The sequence below is a fragment of the Lysinibacillus sp. COL-1 genome (assembly GCF_059814265.1).
This window is the reverse complement of record NZ_JCAWSJ010000003.1, coordinates 171978-186852: the sequence shown is the minus strand read 5'-3', so window position 1 is coordinate 186852 and position 14875 is coordinate 171978. Positions and strand designations below refer to the sequence as shown.

The following is a 14875-nucleotide window of genomic DNA, read 5'->3' as shown; positions in this document are numbered from 1 at the left end:
CTGCATTCGCTCCAAGGTCTCATCTGTGACGCTGGCTCCACTCCAATCAACCATGTGCAAAAGTGTCTTTTCCTTATCTTTCATACGAGCCGTAGTGAACAAATTAGCCCATTATTTGTCTGATTAGAGAAAGGAAAGGCTCCTATTTTCAATATAGAGAAGTGATGAGTGACAACACCTCTCCATAAAGAGTAGTGAATACCCTTCACTTTATTGGAAAACCTTTACTAAATTTATGGGTTGGAGTGGAAGGCTACTTGACTCCCGTGGGATAGCGAGACAGGCGAGCCTCTAAAAGAGGAAGCGGCTCGGCGCTCGCCCACAGGAAAGCAAGTAGCCTGCAACGGAAATCCATTTTCACCTTTCGCAAAAATTCTATGGATGGTTTTGTTTTACAACACAATAAGGAATGCTGTTTAACAGCATCCCTTATTGTTAATTTGTTGACAGTACTTTTTCCCAATCAATCGTACCGTTTTTAATTTGTTCACGTTTTTCTTTATCCATAATGTCATTTGGACGTCCGCCTTTTGGCCAGTCTTTATCATGGTTTGCCCATTCTGGACGATCTTGCGACAAAATAAAGGCAGCTAAATCAGAAGCTTCCTGGTCAGTTAAAGTACCCGCCGCACCTATCGGCATATTATTTTGAATATAACCTGCCATCTTCGACATACGCGCCATGCCAGCTCCATCATTAAAGGAATTTCCCCCCCATAACGCTGGACCAGTATTGGCATCAGTACCAGATCCGTCAGCAGCATGACAAGCAATACAAGACTGTGCATAAAGCTCCTCGCCATCAGCAACATTTGGAATCGGAACATTCTTCATATCACTAGTGCCTGCCCATTCACGTTTTGCACCGATAGGTACACCTTCAGAAATATAAGCAAAATACGCCACCATAGCCTCTAGCTCATCACTATTCATTTCAAATTTTTTACCATTCATACTACGAACCATACAACCATTAATACGTTCTTCAATCGTAACTATACTACCTGAGCGTCCGATATATTGTGGATAATTTGCCATTACTCCCACTAACGACGATGTTTGCTCATCATAGCCTGCACCTGCGTGGCAACTTGTGCAAGATAATTGGTTTCCTACATATTCATCTGCCGCTACATGCGTGTTATTGACAAGCTCATAACCGTATAAGATTGCCTCTTTCATAGGTCCATCTGGTACTTCTTCAATACTTGGCGGAGCATAGACCACTGACTGAGCAGCTGCTGTTGTTGGTAATTGCGTCTGCACTGTCGCTTCTTGCTCGCCAACATTCGAATCAACTGATATTTTATCGCTGACAATTGTTCCAACAAAAATTGCGCCTGCTAACAGTACTGTCCCTGCTACTCCTGCTACTATAGGTTTCATCTATAATACCCCCCTTTGTATCCTCTCTTATATTTTAGCAACATAGCAATTAATTGGATGTGATTTTTCTCACATCTCTTTAAAATAGCACCGTTAAGATGATAAAAATGGATATATTATACATTTATTTTTGTTCTATAACACAAAAAACTAGACTTAATACCTCTTGTAGTATATTGCTCATTCTGAATAAAAAAATGTCGAGCACCCAAGTACTCGACACTTTTTTATAGTTTACATACGTCATCATTACAGGCAGCTCCATCATTTCCCACCAACTTTATCGTCGGTTGATTTCCTGCTAATGCTGCCGCCTGATGTAAAGTTCGCACAAACACTTCATTTGGCTCTGCCCCTTTAATGCCATAACGGTTTTCAAACACGAAGAACGGGACACTTTGCACACCAAGTTGCTGTGCATCATAACGATCTCGATCTAAGGCCTCGCTAAAATCATTCGTTGCTAAAATAACCTTTGCCTCTTCTATATCTAAATCTAATTGTGCTATCACTTTTAATAAAAAAGCATCTTCGTTGACATCTTCTCCAGCTGTAAAATACCCTGCCATGAGAGCTTCAGTATAAGCCGCCGCCTTGCCAAACTGCTGAGTCCACTTCGCTAAACGATGAGCCTTTTCTGTATGGGCTGTTGTCATCTTATCAAAATCATAATGCAATCCAATCTCTGCTGCTCTCACGGCGATGCCCTTCGTCATGTCTTTCGCAGCTTCTAGCGAGATATCATATTTTTTAGCCATCCCCTCGTAAAAAGAGGGGGCATTCACTTTCGGCGTATCTGGCCCTATTTGGTATGCTTTATATTCTATTTCTACTTGCTCTGTATAGCCCGCAACATCAATAGCTCGCTCCAATTCACGCTTACCAATATAACAAAATGGACATGTGAAATCAGAAAAAACTTCAATTTTCATCGCTACACTCCCCCTATTATATCCGCCCAAATTTTAATAGCCGTTGCAACGATCAGCACCGCTAAAATGGCTTGTAACACTTTTGTATTCAATTTTTTCCCCGCTCTTGCACCAAGAGGAGCCGCTAGCAGACTAGCTACAATTAAGATGAAAGCTGGATAATATTCAACTTGTCCCGTTATTAATTTCCCAATGGTGCCTCCTATTGAAGAGAGAAAAGTAATGGCAAGGCTTGTCGCTATGGTCATACGTGTTGGAATTCCTAAGACAACTAGCATAATCGGTGCTAATAAAAAGCCACCTGCTGCCCCCACAATTCCTGAACCAATACCAACAATCCAGGCCAAAATGATCGCCAGTGGTTTACGAAATGTCACTTCCTCCATCGGCTTATCATCAATTTGCTTTTTCGGGATAAACATCATGACAGCTGCAATCAATGCCAGGATACCATAGACAATGTTAATGCCTGATTCTGATAAGAACTTTGAACCGAAGCTCCCTACAAAGCTACCGATTAAAATAGCACTACCCATGTAGATAATAAGTGATTTATTTAAATACCCACCTTTCCGATATACCCATACACCAGCAAAGGAAGCAAAAAGCACTTGAATTGCGCTAATTCCTGAAACTGCATGCGCTGAAAAAGCCACAAAGCCTAATAATGACGGAACATACAGTAGCATCGGGAAATTAATAATAGCACCACCAATGCCGAGCATCCCCGAAACAAACGAACCGACAAAACCAATCAAAAATATGGTGAAAATCCATGCAATATCCATTTATTTTTCCTTCTTTCTAGCTCCCATCTATCAAGATAAAGAGAAAGAAGGTTGTGCTACGTTAATAGACAACCCTCAATAAGCTCTATGCTTTCTGAATTAAAAATGTAATGACACCAGCAACCTCGGATTGATCTAAAATCACATGCCCTCCCGCTTTAGCCCAAGCAGGAATATCCGCTAAAGCTCCTTTATCTGTTACTTGAACTTCTAAGATTTCCCCCGTAACTAATGTATCCATTGCCTTCTTTGTTTTCACAATAGGCATGGGACATGACAAGCCTTTTGCATCTAGTTGTAAATTTGACATCATAGTAATCTCCTTTGATCCGACAAAGGGTGTAAGCGATTTTGCCGGTTCCACTTTATTAACTTCAGGAAGGAAGAGTGCCTTCCATTCACGGAATTTACACGCTACAAGCATGCATGCGTACTCATTGCACTTTAGCATACGCTATCGGACAGCACAGCGATTTGGTCCAATTTCCATTTCTGTCTGTTCATCTGGTGCAGGTGTTATTTTCCCCATATTTACCTGACGAATCTCTTGATATGCATTTGGCTGTGGAGGTAATTGATCCGTGACAACACGTCTAAATTCCTCGTCACTTTGAATATTTAAACCATGGTTCTGCGCCAATAACTCTCCTAATCGTTTCGCAACCGTTCCATCTGCATTAAGCTCATCAATAATCATGAAATGTGCTGGTAGCACTATTAATTCTTCAGACAATTTGCGATAACGCTTATAAAGTGTTTCTCGTAAATCTCCAACCCAATCTTCAGCAAGTCCAGCTAAATCAGGTCGACCAATTGAATCAATAAATAAAATATCACCCGTTAATAAATAGCTGCCGTCGATGACAAAAGATGTAGAGCCAATTGTATGACCAGGTGAATAGATAGCACCTACATCTATTTTAGAAGCACCGATTTGAACAGTGGCTCCATCAACTAGAGGTGTATAAGGAAAGACAACCTCTTCAGCATCTTTTGGTGGTAAGTAGTAAGCTGCACCAGTTTCTTCTGCTATATGGCGTCCACCTGAAATATGGTCGGCATGTAAATGTGTATCAAAAACATATTTAATTGTAACGTTCTTCTGTTCAGCGAAGCTTGTAAATACATCTGTAAATCTCACAGCATCAATAATCGCTGCCTCACCTTCAGAAATGACCATATATGAAAGGCAGCCCTTTCCTAAACGGACGAATTGATACAGCTCTCCACCACCTGTTAAATCACCAACTTTAATCGGCTCTAAATATTCACTCCAAGATTTCATGCCTCCTGCTAAATAGGCAACATCACGACCTGCCTCAGACAACATTTCAGCGACCATCAATGATGAGCCTTCTTTGGCACAGACAACTAATACTGTTTGTTCAGCCGGAATTTTAGGTAAAATATCTTCAATCCCATCTAACAACTCAAAGTACGGGATATTTAGGTACTCAAATCGATGTCCCTCCATTTTCCAATCTTCAAATGCCTCTGCATTACGAACATCTAAAATAAACAGCGCTTCATTATTAATGACCTTTTTAGCAACTTGTGATGCACTCCACTTTTGAATAGACATACATTTTACCCCCATAGGTATGATTTCAATTTTTTTTATAGCGGAGAGCTATAGTCACTCCCCACTCTCAAGAACAAATTACTAGAAAGTTAGTGATGGCGCTGCATCTTTGGCAAACTCAAGGAAAGTTACAGCTCCACCTACTTCAATACCGTCAATAAAATCATCTGTTGATAAACCCATGACATCCATAGTCATTTGACAAGCAATAAATTTCACCCCTAGTTCTTGTGCCATTTCCACCAGTTGTGGGATGGCTGGTACATTTGCTTTTGAAAAACCTTTTGCATAATGCTCCGCGCCAGCAGGCATCGGTAGTACATGCATCCCTTGTTTATGAATGAGATTCAGCCCTTCAAACGTAAAGAAGATGGCTACCTCCTTCTCAGAAGCTGCCGCAGCCGTTGCGATATTAAACACTTTATATGCATCAAATAAACCACCATTACTTGCAATGATTGCTACCTTGTTTGACATCTTAAATTCCTCCTAATTAAATGCTTTTTGTTAAATTGCCCGTCCAGGATGTCATCCCCGGCAAGACATTAAATACCTTTGTAAAACCATGTGAAGCAAGCTTTTGTGCAGCCATATCACTGCGTGTTCCTGTACGACAGATGACATAAATCTCCTGCTCTTTATCAAGCTCCGTAAGTCGTGCCATTAGTTCACCCATCGGAATAGATTTTGCTCCCTCAATATGTCCAAAAGCGAATTCTGCCTCCTCACGTACATCAAGAATCAATCCCTCACGATTGGTAATCTGCTCTAGATCAATTATTTGACCAAATGTCATCTCTACTATTTGTTCATTTGTACATTTGCGAATATAATGCTTTAGCACACCATCTGCCTCTAACGTACCAATGTATTGATGACCGACCGTTTCAGCCCATGCAGCAATATCCGCTTTTGATCCTTTATCTGTCGCAGAAACTTCTAAAATTTGACCATCCAGTAAATCAGCCATCACCTTCTTCGTTTTCACTATCGGCATTGGACAAGATAGTCCTTTAGCATCTAGCTGAAAATCAGACTTCATACACCTAACAACCTCCATATACCTACATGGGTATTATTTTTACTAAAAAAATATAGCTATGCTCTATATTTTTACTGCGCCTTCCCAAGCAAGCATACCACCAGCCATGTTGGATACAATAAAGCCATTACTTTCTAGTATTTGAGTAGCACAACCACTACGTCCACCTGATCGACAAACCATAATATACGGCTCATTCTTATTTAATTCATGTAGTCGAAACTCTAATAATCCGAGCGGGATATGAATAACACCTGGAATATGACCAGTCTCTACCTCATTTACCTCTCGTACATCAATAAGATTCAACTTGCTTCCCTGCTCCATTGCTTGTTGAACTTCTTTTGCTGTAATTTCCTTCATTTTTCCTCCTCCTAGTATGCACTCATTCCGCCACGAACATTGGTAACATGCTTAAAGCCTTGTTTTTTTAGTTTCTTACAAGCCTGGCTACTTCGCATTCCACTTTGACAAATGACAATAATTTCTTTGTCCTTTGGTAGTTTGTCAAAGCTTGATCCAAGCGGAACATTTTTAAATTGCGGAATGTTACGTCCCTTATACTCAGCTGGTGTACGCACATCAATAAATACCTTATCTTTATCATTAAGCATATTTTTTAATTGTGCAGCAGAAATTGAATGAATACCTTTAGTAGGCTTCATTCGCCAAATGAAAAACGCTGCGATAAGCGCAATAACAATCCATGTTTCCATGTGATCACTCTCCTTCTTTATACATTTTGGGGTATATCAAAACTATCGACTTTTCACAACTAAATCCATTGCCTCTTGAATAGCGAAATTCACTTTTTCTGCATCACCTTTAGCTGTTGATACACAATCCAATAAATTTTCACTAACAATAACACCTATCGTCTTATCAACCGCGGAACGTACGGCAGATAGCTGCGTTATAACATCCTTACAGTTTTGACCGTCTTCCATCATACGTAAAATACCCCGTAATTGGCCTTCCATACGTTTCACACGATTTGCTGTGTTAGAACCATAAGCCATGCTGTTTGCGCCCCCCTCCATAACGATTGATTGAACTTGCTTACGTGATTTATAATATACCCCATAAGGTATATTGTCAACGGGAAAGTCCCTACTTTTTTTCATAGTTCGCTCTTTCCGTCATACCGCTTCACTCATCTCGTTTCAGATTTAATCCATCTCTCAGGATTGTCCGCAAAAAAATCCCTGTTACGAGTTGTAACTCATAACAGGGACCTACACATTATATTATTTAGCTAATTGCATGGCTGGTCCGAAGAATTCATAGTGAATTTTTTCATCTTTCACGCCAATTTCCTGTAAGTTTTTAATAACAGCTTCCATAAAGCCTACAGGCCCACATACATAAACATCTGCATTATTAGCAACTTTTTCTGCTAATAACTCTTTTGTAATAAGCTTATCTTCTTCAGAGAATAAAGCTGTATAGGATGCATTCGGTAGTACCTTTACTTTCTCCTGAATGTCATCGCTGAACGCTACAACTTTCTCATTACGAGCACATTGGATAAAGTTTACTTCATTCACTGCATCATCATGTAAAGATTGCAACATACTGTTTAAAGGTGTTACACCGATACCACCACTTACAAATGTAATTGGTGCAGCCGTTTCTTCTAAAACAAATAACCCAGCTGGAGCACTTACATCAACTAAATCTCCTACTTGTAAGTCATCATGAATATAGTTTGAAACTTTACCATTTGGCGTATGATCGCTTTCTCGTTTTACAGAAATACGATAGCCGTCTTCTGCATTCGCTTGTGAAAGTGTGTATTGACGGTTCATCAAATACTCTTCGCCTGGCACTTTCACACGGATGCTAATATATTGACCTGGTTCATAAGCTGGCAGTGGTGAGCCATCTTCATTCACAAAGTAAACGGATGTAACTAAGTCACTTTCAACAACTTTCTTCGCCACTTTTAATGGTTTAAATAAACGCCATCCACCGTTATTCTCAGTTTTCTGGTATAACTCTTCTTCTACTTGAATGAAAATATCTGCTATAACGCCATATGCCTCAGCCCATGCATTAATAATGTCATCGGTTGCTGCGTCACCAAGTACTTCCTTAATAGCTTTTAATAAGTTTTCCCCAACGATTGGGTAATGTTCAGGTAAAATACCTAAACTACGGTGTTTATGTGCTATAAGCATTACTGCTGGTAAAATTGCTTCTAAATTTTCAATATGAACTGCAGCAGCATAAACAGTGTTAGCTAATGCTGTTTGCTGACGACCTTGTTCTTGGTTCGTGTGATTAAAAATATTTAATAATTCTGGATGAGCTTGAAACATATTTTTGTAAAACGTCTTCGTGATCTCAACACCGTGAACTTCTAATACAGGTACTGTTGCTTTAATAATTTGAATTGTTTCTTGTTTTAACATATCGCTTACCATCCTTTCGTGATTACAATATAACCCTTTCATTTTCTTAAAGCAATATTTTAAATACATCTTTAACAAAATGGACATAATTAATGTATTTTAAATACATCTTTAAAAATGGTTTGAAAATATTATACTTCAATGTAAAAATGCTATAATTATTTTGAATTATAGAAAGTAGGGTGTTCTGATGCGCTTAACTTTATACACAGACTACTCTCTGCGTACTCTTATTTATCTAGGTGCGAAGGAAGATGGTCAATTATCAACTATTCAAGAGATTTCAGATGCTTATAATATATCGAAAAACCATTTAATGAAGGTGACACATCAGCTTGGATTATTAGGGTATATCGAAACGATTCGTGGACGTGGTGGTGGCATTCGCTTAGCCATCGATCCAAAAACCATTACTATCGGTGAAATTGTTCGTCATACAGAAGAAGATTTTCATCTTGTAGAATGTTTCGATAAAGAAAATAATCTATGTAAAATAGCCCCAGAATGTCAGCTGAAAGGTGTTCTGTATGAAGCTTTACAAGCCTATTTGAACGTATTAGATCGCTATACATTAGACGATTTCTTACATTCCAAAGAAAAGTTAATGGCTCTTCTGCTTGGGAAATAAAAATACCCGCTCAACCTTTGTTGAACGGGTATTTCTTTATGAAGATACTTATAATGCCTTTGAAAAGAAAATCATATCTAATGCGCGAATGCCGTTTTCATAAATAGGCTCTGGATAATGGCGGAAGAAATCTTTTTCAATAGCCTCCATGCGAAAGCCTGCTTTTTGATAAAAGGCAATATTATCAATACTTGAGTTGGCTGTTCCAACAAGCACTGTTTGATAGCCTTCCTTCTGGCATATTTCAGTGAGTTGTCGTAATACCTCTTTGCCCATTCCCTTCCCTTGGTACTTTGGCACAATAGCAATATTCTTCAACTCGATCGTTGTATCAGATTGCGCAATGACTAACGCCACCCCCACCAGCAGCTCCCCACACTTAATTTCAAATAAAGTGCCTTTATCTAAGTATTCTCGAACTACCATTTCACTTTCATCAGCTAGCATTAATTGTGGTAAAAAATCTTCACGATTGCCATCTACCTTCTGTAGGGATATTCGATAACGGACAAAATCTTCACGTTCAAAGACATTTAACACACACGGTTGTTTTTCCTTCACCTCCAACCATGAATGCTCCTCTGGATATTTACTTTCCACACCTAATCGAATAAAAGGCAGTTTTTCTTGTGCTTTTTGTGATCGGATATTTACCTTCCGAGCCCCAGCAAAAACCCGTGCTAGTCCTAGCTCGAAAAATGCAATGTCTAAGATAGCTGTTTTGGCTTCAAGATTATAGTCTTTCCCCCAAAATTGGTGACCTAGCCAAGAGCCAATATGACAGCTCTTTTTATCATGATCTATAAACATTAGGGATGTTACACCAATCAGTTGCCCTTCCTCATTCAAAACTACACGAGGAACCGTCTTCCCCTCTTCCTCGTCCACACATTCACGTTTGATAAAATTAATGGTATCTTCTACCTTACCAGCAGGTAACCCGAGGGCATCTCGCACCTGCGGCATAGAAGATAACTCATGCATCGCCTCAGCATATTTAATATCATGCTTCACTAAAGTTACCGCCATCCTCAATTCCCCTTTTACTACTATTTTTTGTTTTCTTTTCATTATTTATATTCCTAATTCATCAATCATACGATAATTGCCAGGACATGCCAAAACGATCTTGAATCCATGCAAACTGTTTAGAAAAACCATAATGATTAAGTGGCATTAATGCTTGGCCGCCTTCTAGCATTTGGGCAACAAAACGGTTTATTTCCTCCTCCGAATCACACTCTATAAAGACTGATGTTGATGGAGTAAACGTAAACTCGTGTTGAATGGCACTATCATTCACCAGCAATTTTAATCCCTTTAAATGGAGGACTGCCATTGCTACCTGTTGTGAATTATCCATATACGCTAAGCTAACAACTTCTAAATCTGGAAACCACTTCTTATATTGTTCAATCGCCTCATTGGCCTGCCCTTGAAACATTAAAAATGGAGTCGCGCTTTTCATCTATTTTTTCACTCCTTCATAATGTGAAATCCATTGCGCAGGGGTTATTTTTGACACAAGCTCACCGATTAAATCAAATGGAATATTTTTGGCATTTGTAAATCGAATACAGCTTTTCCCCATATTTAATTTTGTGGGCACTCGCTTTGCATACTCCTCTTGGAACCAAGAAAGCAATGCTGGATCTGCATAAATACCCATGTGGTAGAGTGCAATATGACGCTTCTGTACAGCTAGGCTAATAAAAGGTAATGGCGTATTCGGTGTCACATGGTAACCCTCAGGATAGGATGTTAATGGTACCACATAACTGACCATTCCATATTGCATTGTTTGTTCAAATCCATCTGGTACATTCGTTTCTACGGCAGCAACAAGCTCACTAAAAGCATCACGCCATTTTTCTTCGACTTGCTCCATATATACATTTTTCATATTTTGCCTCACTTTTATCATGTAGTTTACTACCTTCACTCCTAGCGTAGTCCTCTTTAACACTTTTTGTAAATAATTTACCATCTCATCACTAGAGAACACAAATGAAATAATTCGATTAAATGGTGCTTTACCAGAACTTCTAACTAACAAATCACGAGGTTTATTGATTATAACAACTGCTAATTCAGCCTTCAGTTTAAATTCCTTTTGCCTAGCTTTAACACCATTTTACTGTACCTTTATCTCCTTTTTGGCAGCTAATAATGTACTGATACATTTTCATCTTAGTTTTGTTAGTATACTGAATTATTGAAAACTTGGGTATAAAAAATAAACGCCTGAAAAATTTCAAGCGTTTACGTTATTACCTATTATTTTATTTTGGCAGTCGCAATTATCCCTTTAATAATCGGAATAGCAGTTCCTAATAGGATGACAGGTAAGACCCACCAACCTAACGAATTTGTTTCACCAAGACCAATACGAACCATTTGGAATGATATAAATGCGAAGAAAATAAGACAGAGGTTTTTCACTTCATTTAGTATTCTTCTGCTATTTAAATAGAATGCTTCTACATTGTTTTCATTCAAGCGTGCTGGATAGTTATGCATATGTGGGGCCCTTTCTAGTAGTCCCATGACAATCCATAAAAATAAACCAATGAATGGAAGAATAAATAACTCTACCTTTGAGCCCCATCGATCTACCTCGCCTACACCATTAAAGTGCGCAGGAATTTCATTAGGTAATTCGAACCATGCAAATATAATATAGATGATGGATACAACAAATATACCTCCGCCAATATAATTCCATATTTTCTCTGATTTTGTTTTGGGTAATTTTAAAATTGGTCTATACATTTCCTTCACCCCTATTCATTTCCATTACTCCTTCTACGTAACTACTATAAATAAAGTTTCAAAATTTATGAAAATTGGCTTAATATTCAATAGATATCATTAACCATCTCTATTATTATTAATATTTTATCTATAAAATCTCCTTTTTTTATCACATCACATATAAATTGATATTATCTTCAAACTATTAATTACAGTAAAAATACTCATAATACTTTGTAAAATCCGTATAATCTGATATAAATGATATATATACATATTTCATTATTTTGTAACATTTCTACTAATTACTGAGAAAGGACATTTCAACTATGCGATTTACTATCTACAAGAAATTATTACTCGGTTTTTTTATAGTGATTTTAGTGCTTGTTACGACAATTGGTTTAAATATAAAACAGCTAGATTCTGTAAATAAGACCTATCGTACATTACTGGAGGAACAAACAACTAAATCAATCAGTATTCAGGAATTACGAGTTATTGCAAAACAAGAAATTGTTAGTATGCGTGGCTATTTACTGCTTGGAGACAAGCAAAATTATCAAAGCAATCAGGACTCTCGCGAGGAATTTAAGCAAAAATCTGAAGAGTTGATGGCTACTTTAGATTCTGATGAATCAATAAAATTCTTAGAGGCTATTAACAAAAGTGAGCAAAGTGTCCAACAATTCGCTGACCGTATGTTTGCGTTAAAGGCTGAAGGAGAAACTGAAAAGTATGAAAAACTTGATAGTACTCAAGGACGCCTAATCATTAAACAGTTTGATGAACGCGTTGAAAACCTTTCAAATTATCAAAGTGACTATATTGATAAAAAAATGGCTGCTACATCAAAACAAATTCAAGATATTAAACTCCAAATGCTTCTACTTGGGGTCTTTGCTGTTGTCATAAGTCTGATAATTGCAATGGTTGTAGGAAGCCTAATGTCCCGCCCTATTAATGGCATGGCTAAAGCTGCTAAAAAAATAGCGGAAGGCGACTTAACAGCCGAACAAATTCGTATTAAAAACCGTGATGAGGTGGGTGACTTAGCCCTTGCCTTTAATCAAATGGCTGCAAATTTAAAGGATTTAATTACAAATGTCCGTCAAAACACAGTGCAAGTTAGTGGCTCTGCTGCTGAGTTAACAGCAAGTGCAGACCAAACTATACAGGCTACAGAACAAATCACTTCTTCTATTCAAGAGGTTGCTAGTGGCTCTGAAGCCCAAGGAAAAAATGCCTCAGAAAGCTCTGAAGCGATGAAAAATATGACAAAGGGCATACAGCAATTAGCTTCTACGACGGCTGCGGTTTCTGAACTGGCAATCGAAACGAATTCAGAAGCTAAGAAAGGCAATGATTCATTACATCGTGTCATTTCTCAGATGACAACAATTAATACAGCCGTCTTAGAGTCGGCAAGTGTTGTGAAAAATTTAGATGAACATTCTATTGAAATTGGCAATATTATTGGGATTATTACGGATATTGCTGAACAAACAAATTTATTAGCACTTAATGCTGCAATTGAAGCGGCTCGTGCAGGCAATCATGGGCGTGGTTTTGCCGTTGTTGCTGATGAAGTGAAAAAGTTAGCAGAGCAATCGAAAAAATCCGCGGAGCAAATTGCTACTTTAATTTCTGAAATTCAGCAAGATACAAATCGTGCTGTGACCGTGATGGATACCGGTACGCAAGAGGTTCAAATTGGTATGAAAGTTGTAAAAGTAGCAGAAGAAGGCTTCTCTAAAATTGTCGAGCTTATTGAACAAGTTTCCATGCAAATCCAAGAAGCTACAACCGTGTCGGAGGAGATGTCATCTAGTGCAGAGCAAATTTATGCTTCCTTTGATGAAATAGCAACGATTGCACAAATGTCCTCATCTAATTTACAAAATGTCGCTTCTGCCTCAGAAGAACAATTGGCTACTATTGAAGAAGTGGCAGCTTCAGCAGCTACCCTTTCAAATATGGCAGAAGAGCTTCACACGCAAGTTTCTCGTTTTAAATTAGATTAAATAAAAACTGCTCATTTTCTGAAGGTGCAGCACCTTATTGCCTCTAGAAAATGAGCAGTTTTTTAGTTATATATTTCTATGTACTGTACTTTACACTTAGCATAAGAAGCATTTCAATGACGGCAGCTTCCTCGCTAGGAACTTGTAATGTAGCCATTTCACGTACCTGGTGCTCTCCTACACAGATACTTTCCTTCGCCTTCAAAAACATAGAAGCATCATTTGCATCATTTCCAAATGCAATAAACTCTCCTGCAGCAACACCCAATTTAGATAAGCCGTTCCATTTATCAATACCATTAGGACTTATATCCACAATATTTTCTGAAGCATGCTCATACAGACTCACCGGAAGCTTTTGTAGTTCAGACAATACAGCTTCTCGCTGTTCCCCTGGAAAAAACACTACCTTTACAATGTCATGAATATCCTGCAATGCTACTTTTTTTGCCGCTTTTAAAGGATCTAGATTTCGATAAATTGGATGATCCTCACTTCCTGTATAAGCATAATCCCAATGACTATCTACTAGATATGGTAATTGAAAAGCGGTAATAATCTGCCGAATACCCTCCACTATTTTTGAAGCAAAAGCTGTCACCTCAATTGTTTCTCCATCACGAGCAACAAATGCCCCGTTACCACCTACCATTGGATATGCTCTCATTGATTCTGGTAATACCGGTAATAGATCACGTATTGGTCTTGCAGAGGCAAACATCACTTCATGTCCATGCCGTCTACATGCTTCTAAAGCATTGATGATTCCTTCACTTAACGGTTTCCCTTTAAAACAAATAGTCCCATCTAAATCAAAGACAAATTTCATGGTGTTTCCTTCCTTTCATGGTGTTCAATTACTCCATTATTATCTCACAGAAATTACTATTTTTAGTGGTTTCCTATACATTTCACTAAATATCAAATGATTAATAAGATACACATCGTTTAAGACAGAATTAAAAAAAAATTTAGAATATTATTGACAGGAAGTTAATATCCAAGTATTATTGCTTTCAACAACACATTGCAGGCCAAGATTGGAAATAGTAAAAGTGATTGTGTACTTGTAGAGAGCCGATGGTTGGTGTAAATCGGTAGACACACATTTTGAACTCGTCCATGAGCTACTCCCTGAACATAGTAGTAAGGGATGTCGGTTTCCCCCGTTAACAGGATAGACAGTGATAGCTGTCGATAAGTGGACTTTTTCTGTAATGAGAAGGTCAATTAGAGTGGTACCGCGAGCATAAACTCGTCTCTATTTTTATATAGAGATGGGTTTTTTTATTTTTTTAATGACTTTGGCCTACGTGTAGATTTTA

At 38.2% G+C, this 14875-nt stretch carries 18 protein-coding genes and 1 other annotated feature; of the genes, 2 read left to right on the top strand and 16 right to left on the bottom strand.

Annotation, left to right across the window (positions count from 1 at the left end; genetic code table 11):
- Nucleotides 1-435: 435 nt before the first annotated feature.
- From AC6BKE_RS05335 to hmpA, 11 genes are all read right to left on the bottom strand, one after another.
- Complete coding sequence (locus AC6BKE_RS05335) at nucleotides 436-1386, bottom strand: c-type cytochrome (RefSeq protein ID WP_101966894.1); 951 nt, start codon at nucleotides 1384-1386, stop codon at nucleotides 436-438.
- A gap of 227 nt (nucleotides 1387-1613) precedes the next feature.
- Entirely contained in the window at nucleotides 1614-2318 is a 705-nt protein-coding gene (locus tag AC6BKE_RS05330) for a DsbA family oxidoreductase (protein WP_058843909.1), read from the bottom strand.
- A gap of 2 nt (nucleotides 2319-2320) precedes the next feature.
- Entirely contained in the window at nucleotides 2321-3106 is a 786-nt protein-coding gene (locus AC6BKE_RS05325) for a sulfite exporter TauE/SafE family protein (RefSeq protein ID WP_499856111.1), read from the bottom strand.
- Between the two features lie 85 nt (nucleotides 3107-3191).
- Entirely contained in the window at nucleotides 3192-3419 is a 228-nt protein-coding gene (locus tag AC6BKE_RS05320; RefSeq protein ID WP_036128590.1) for a sulfurtransferase TusA family protein, read from the bottom strand.
- Nucleotides 3420-3560: 141 nt separating this feature from the next.
- Nucleotides 3561-4688 (bottom strand): MBL fold metallo-hydrolase, encoded by a 1128-nt coding sequence (locus tag AC6BKE_RS05315; RefSeq protein ID WP_036128565.1) that lies wholly within the window; start codon nucleotides 4686-4688, stop codon nucleotides 3561-3563.
- Between the two features lie 81 nt (nucleotides 4689-4769).
- On the bottom strand, nucleotides 4770-5165 hold the full coding sequence (locus AC6BKE_RS05310; RefSeq protein ID WP_036128567.1) for a DsrE/DsrF/DrsH-like family protein: 396 nt from the start codon (nucleotides 5163-5165) through the stop codon (nucleotides 4770-4772).
- A 16-nt stretch (nucleotides 5166-5181) separates the two neighbouring features.
- A complete protein-coding gene (locus tag AC6BKE_RS05305) occupies nucleotides 5182-5730 on the bottom strand; it encodes a sulfurtransferase TusA family protein (RefSeq protein WP_499856109.1) in 549 nt (182 codons plus the stop codon).
- 63 nt (nucleotides 5731-5793) lie between these two features.
- Nucleotides 5794-6093, bottom strand: a complete 300-nt coding sequence (locus AC6BKE_RS05300; protein WP_499856107.1) for a rhodanese-like domain-containing protein — start codon at nucleotides 6091-6093, stop codon at nucleotides 5794-5796.
- An 11-nt stretch (nucleotides 6094-6104) separates the two neighbouring features.
- The gene (locus tag AC6BKE_RS05295) at nucleotides 6105-6446 is read right to left on the bottom strand and encodes a rhodanese-like domain-containing protein (RefSeq protein WP_036128573.1); all 342 of its coding nucleotides are present in this window, start codon (nucleotides 6444-6446) and stop codon (nucleotides 6105-6107) included.
- Nucleotides 6447-6488: 42 nt separating this feature from the next.
- Nucleotides 6489-6749: a metal-sensitive transcriptional regulator gene (locus AC6BKE_RS05290; RefSeq protein ID WP_036128575.1), complete on the bottom strand. Its 261-nt coding sequence runs from the start codon at nucleotides 6747-6749 to the stop codon at nucleotides 6489-6491.
- A gap of 228 nt (nucleotides 6750-6977) precedes the next feature.
- Nucleotides 6978-8144, bottom strand: a complete 1167-nt coding sequence (gene hmpA / locus AC6BKE_RS05285; RefSeq protein WP_036128577.1) for an NO-inducible flavohemoprotein — start codon at nucleotides 8142-8144, stop codon at nucleotides 6978-6980.
- Nucleotides 8145-8334: 190 nt separating this feature from the next.
- On the opposite strand from hmpA, the gene AC6BKE_RS05280 reads away from it, so the two are divergent.
- Entirely contained in the window at nucleotides 8335-8772 is a 438-nt protein-coding gene (locus AC6BKE_RS05280) for an Rrf2 family transcriptional regulator (RefSeq protein ID WP_036128579.1), read from the top strand.
- Nucleotides 8773-8820: 48 nt separating this feature from the next.
- Here the strand turns inward: AC6BKE_RS05280 and AC6BKE_RS05275 are convergent, their stop codons facing one another.
- From AC6BKE_RS05275 to AC6BKE_RS05260, 4 genes are all read right to left on the bottom strand, one after another.
- On the bottom strand, nucleotides 8821-9801 hold the full coding sequence (locus AC6BKE_RS05275) for a GNAT family N-acetyltransferase (RefSeq protein ID WP_058843905.1): 981 nt from the start codon (nucleotides 9799-9801) through the stop codon (nucleotides 8821-8823).
- A 61-nt stretch (nucleotides 9802-9862) separates the two neighbouring features.
- Nucleotides 9863-10240: a VOC family protein gene (locus AC6BKE_RS05270; protein ID WP_089933750.1), complete on the bottom strand. Its 378-nt coding sequence runs from the start codon at nucleotides 10238-10240 to the stop codon at nucleotides 9863-9865.
- Entirely contained in the window at nucleotides 10241-10675 is a 435-nt protein-coding gene (locus AC6BKE_RS05265; RefSeq protein WP_170829872.1) for a DUF1801 domain-containing protein, read from the bottom strand.
- Nucleotides 10676-11049: 374 nt separating this feature from the next.
- Nucleotides 11050-11544 carry a DUF1648 domain-containing protein gene (locus AC6BKE_RS05260; RefSeq protein ID WP_499856105.1) on the bottom strand — a complete coding sequence of 165 codons (495 nt, stop codon included), beginning with the start codon at nucleotides 11542-11544 and terminating at the stop codon, nucleotides 11050-11052.
- Nucleotides 11545-11855: 311 nt separating this feature from the next.
- Between AC6BKE_RS05260 and AC6BKE_RS05255 the strand changes: the two genes are divergently transcribed.
- Nucleotides 11856-13550 carry a methyl-accepting chemotaxis protein gene (locus AC6BKE_RS05255; protein ID WP_499856103.1) on the top strand — a complete coding sequence of 565 codons (1695 nt, stop codon included), beginning with the start codon at nucleotides 11856-11858 and terminating at the stop codon, nucleotides 13548-13550.
- Nucleotides 13551-13626: 76 nt separating this feature from the next.
- On the opposite strand, the gene AC6BKE_RS05250 is transcribed toward AC6BKE_RS05255, so the two are convergent.
- Nucleotides 13627-14379, bottom strand: a complete 753-nt coding sequence (locus AC6BKE_RS05250) for an HAD-IIB family hydrolase (RefSeq protein ID WP_499856102.1) — start codon at nucleotides 14377-14379, stop codon at nucleotides 13627-13629.
- Nucleotides 14380-14577: 198 nt separating this feature from the next.
- Nucleotides 14578-14816 (top strand) — a binding site (T-box leader).
- The last annotated feature ends 59 nt before the right edge of the window (nucleotides 14817-14875 follow it).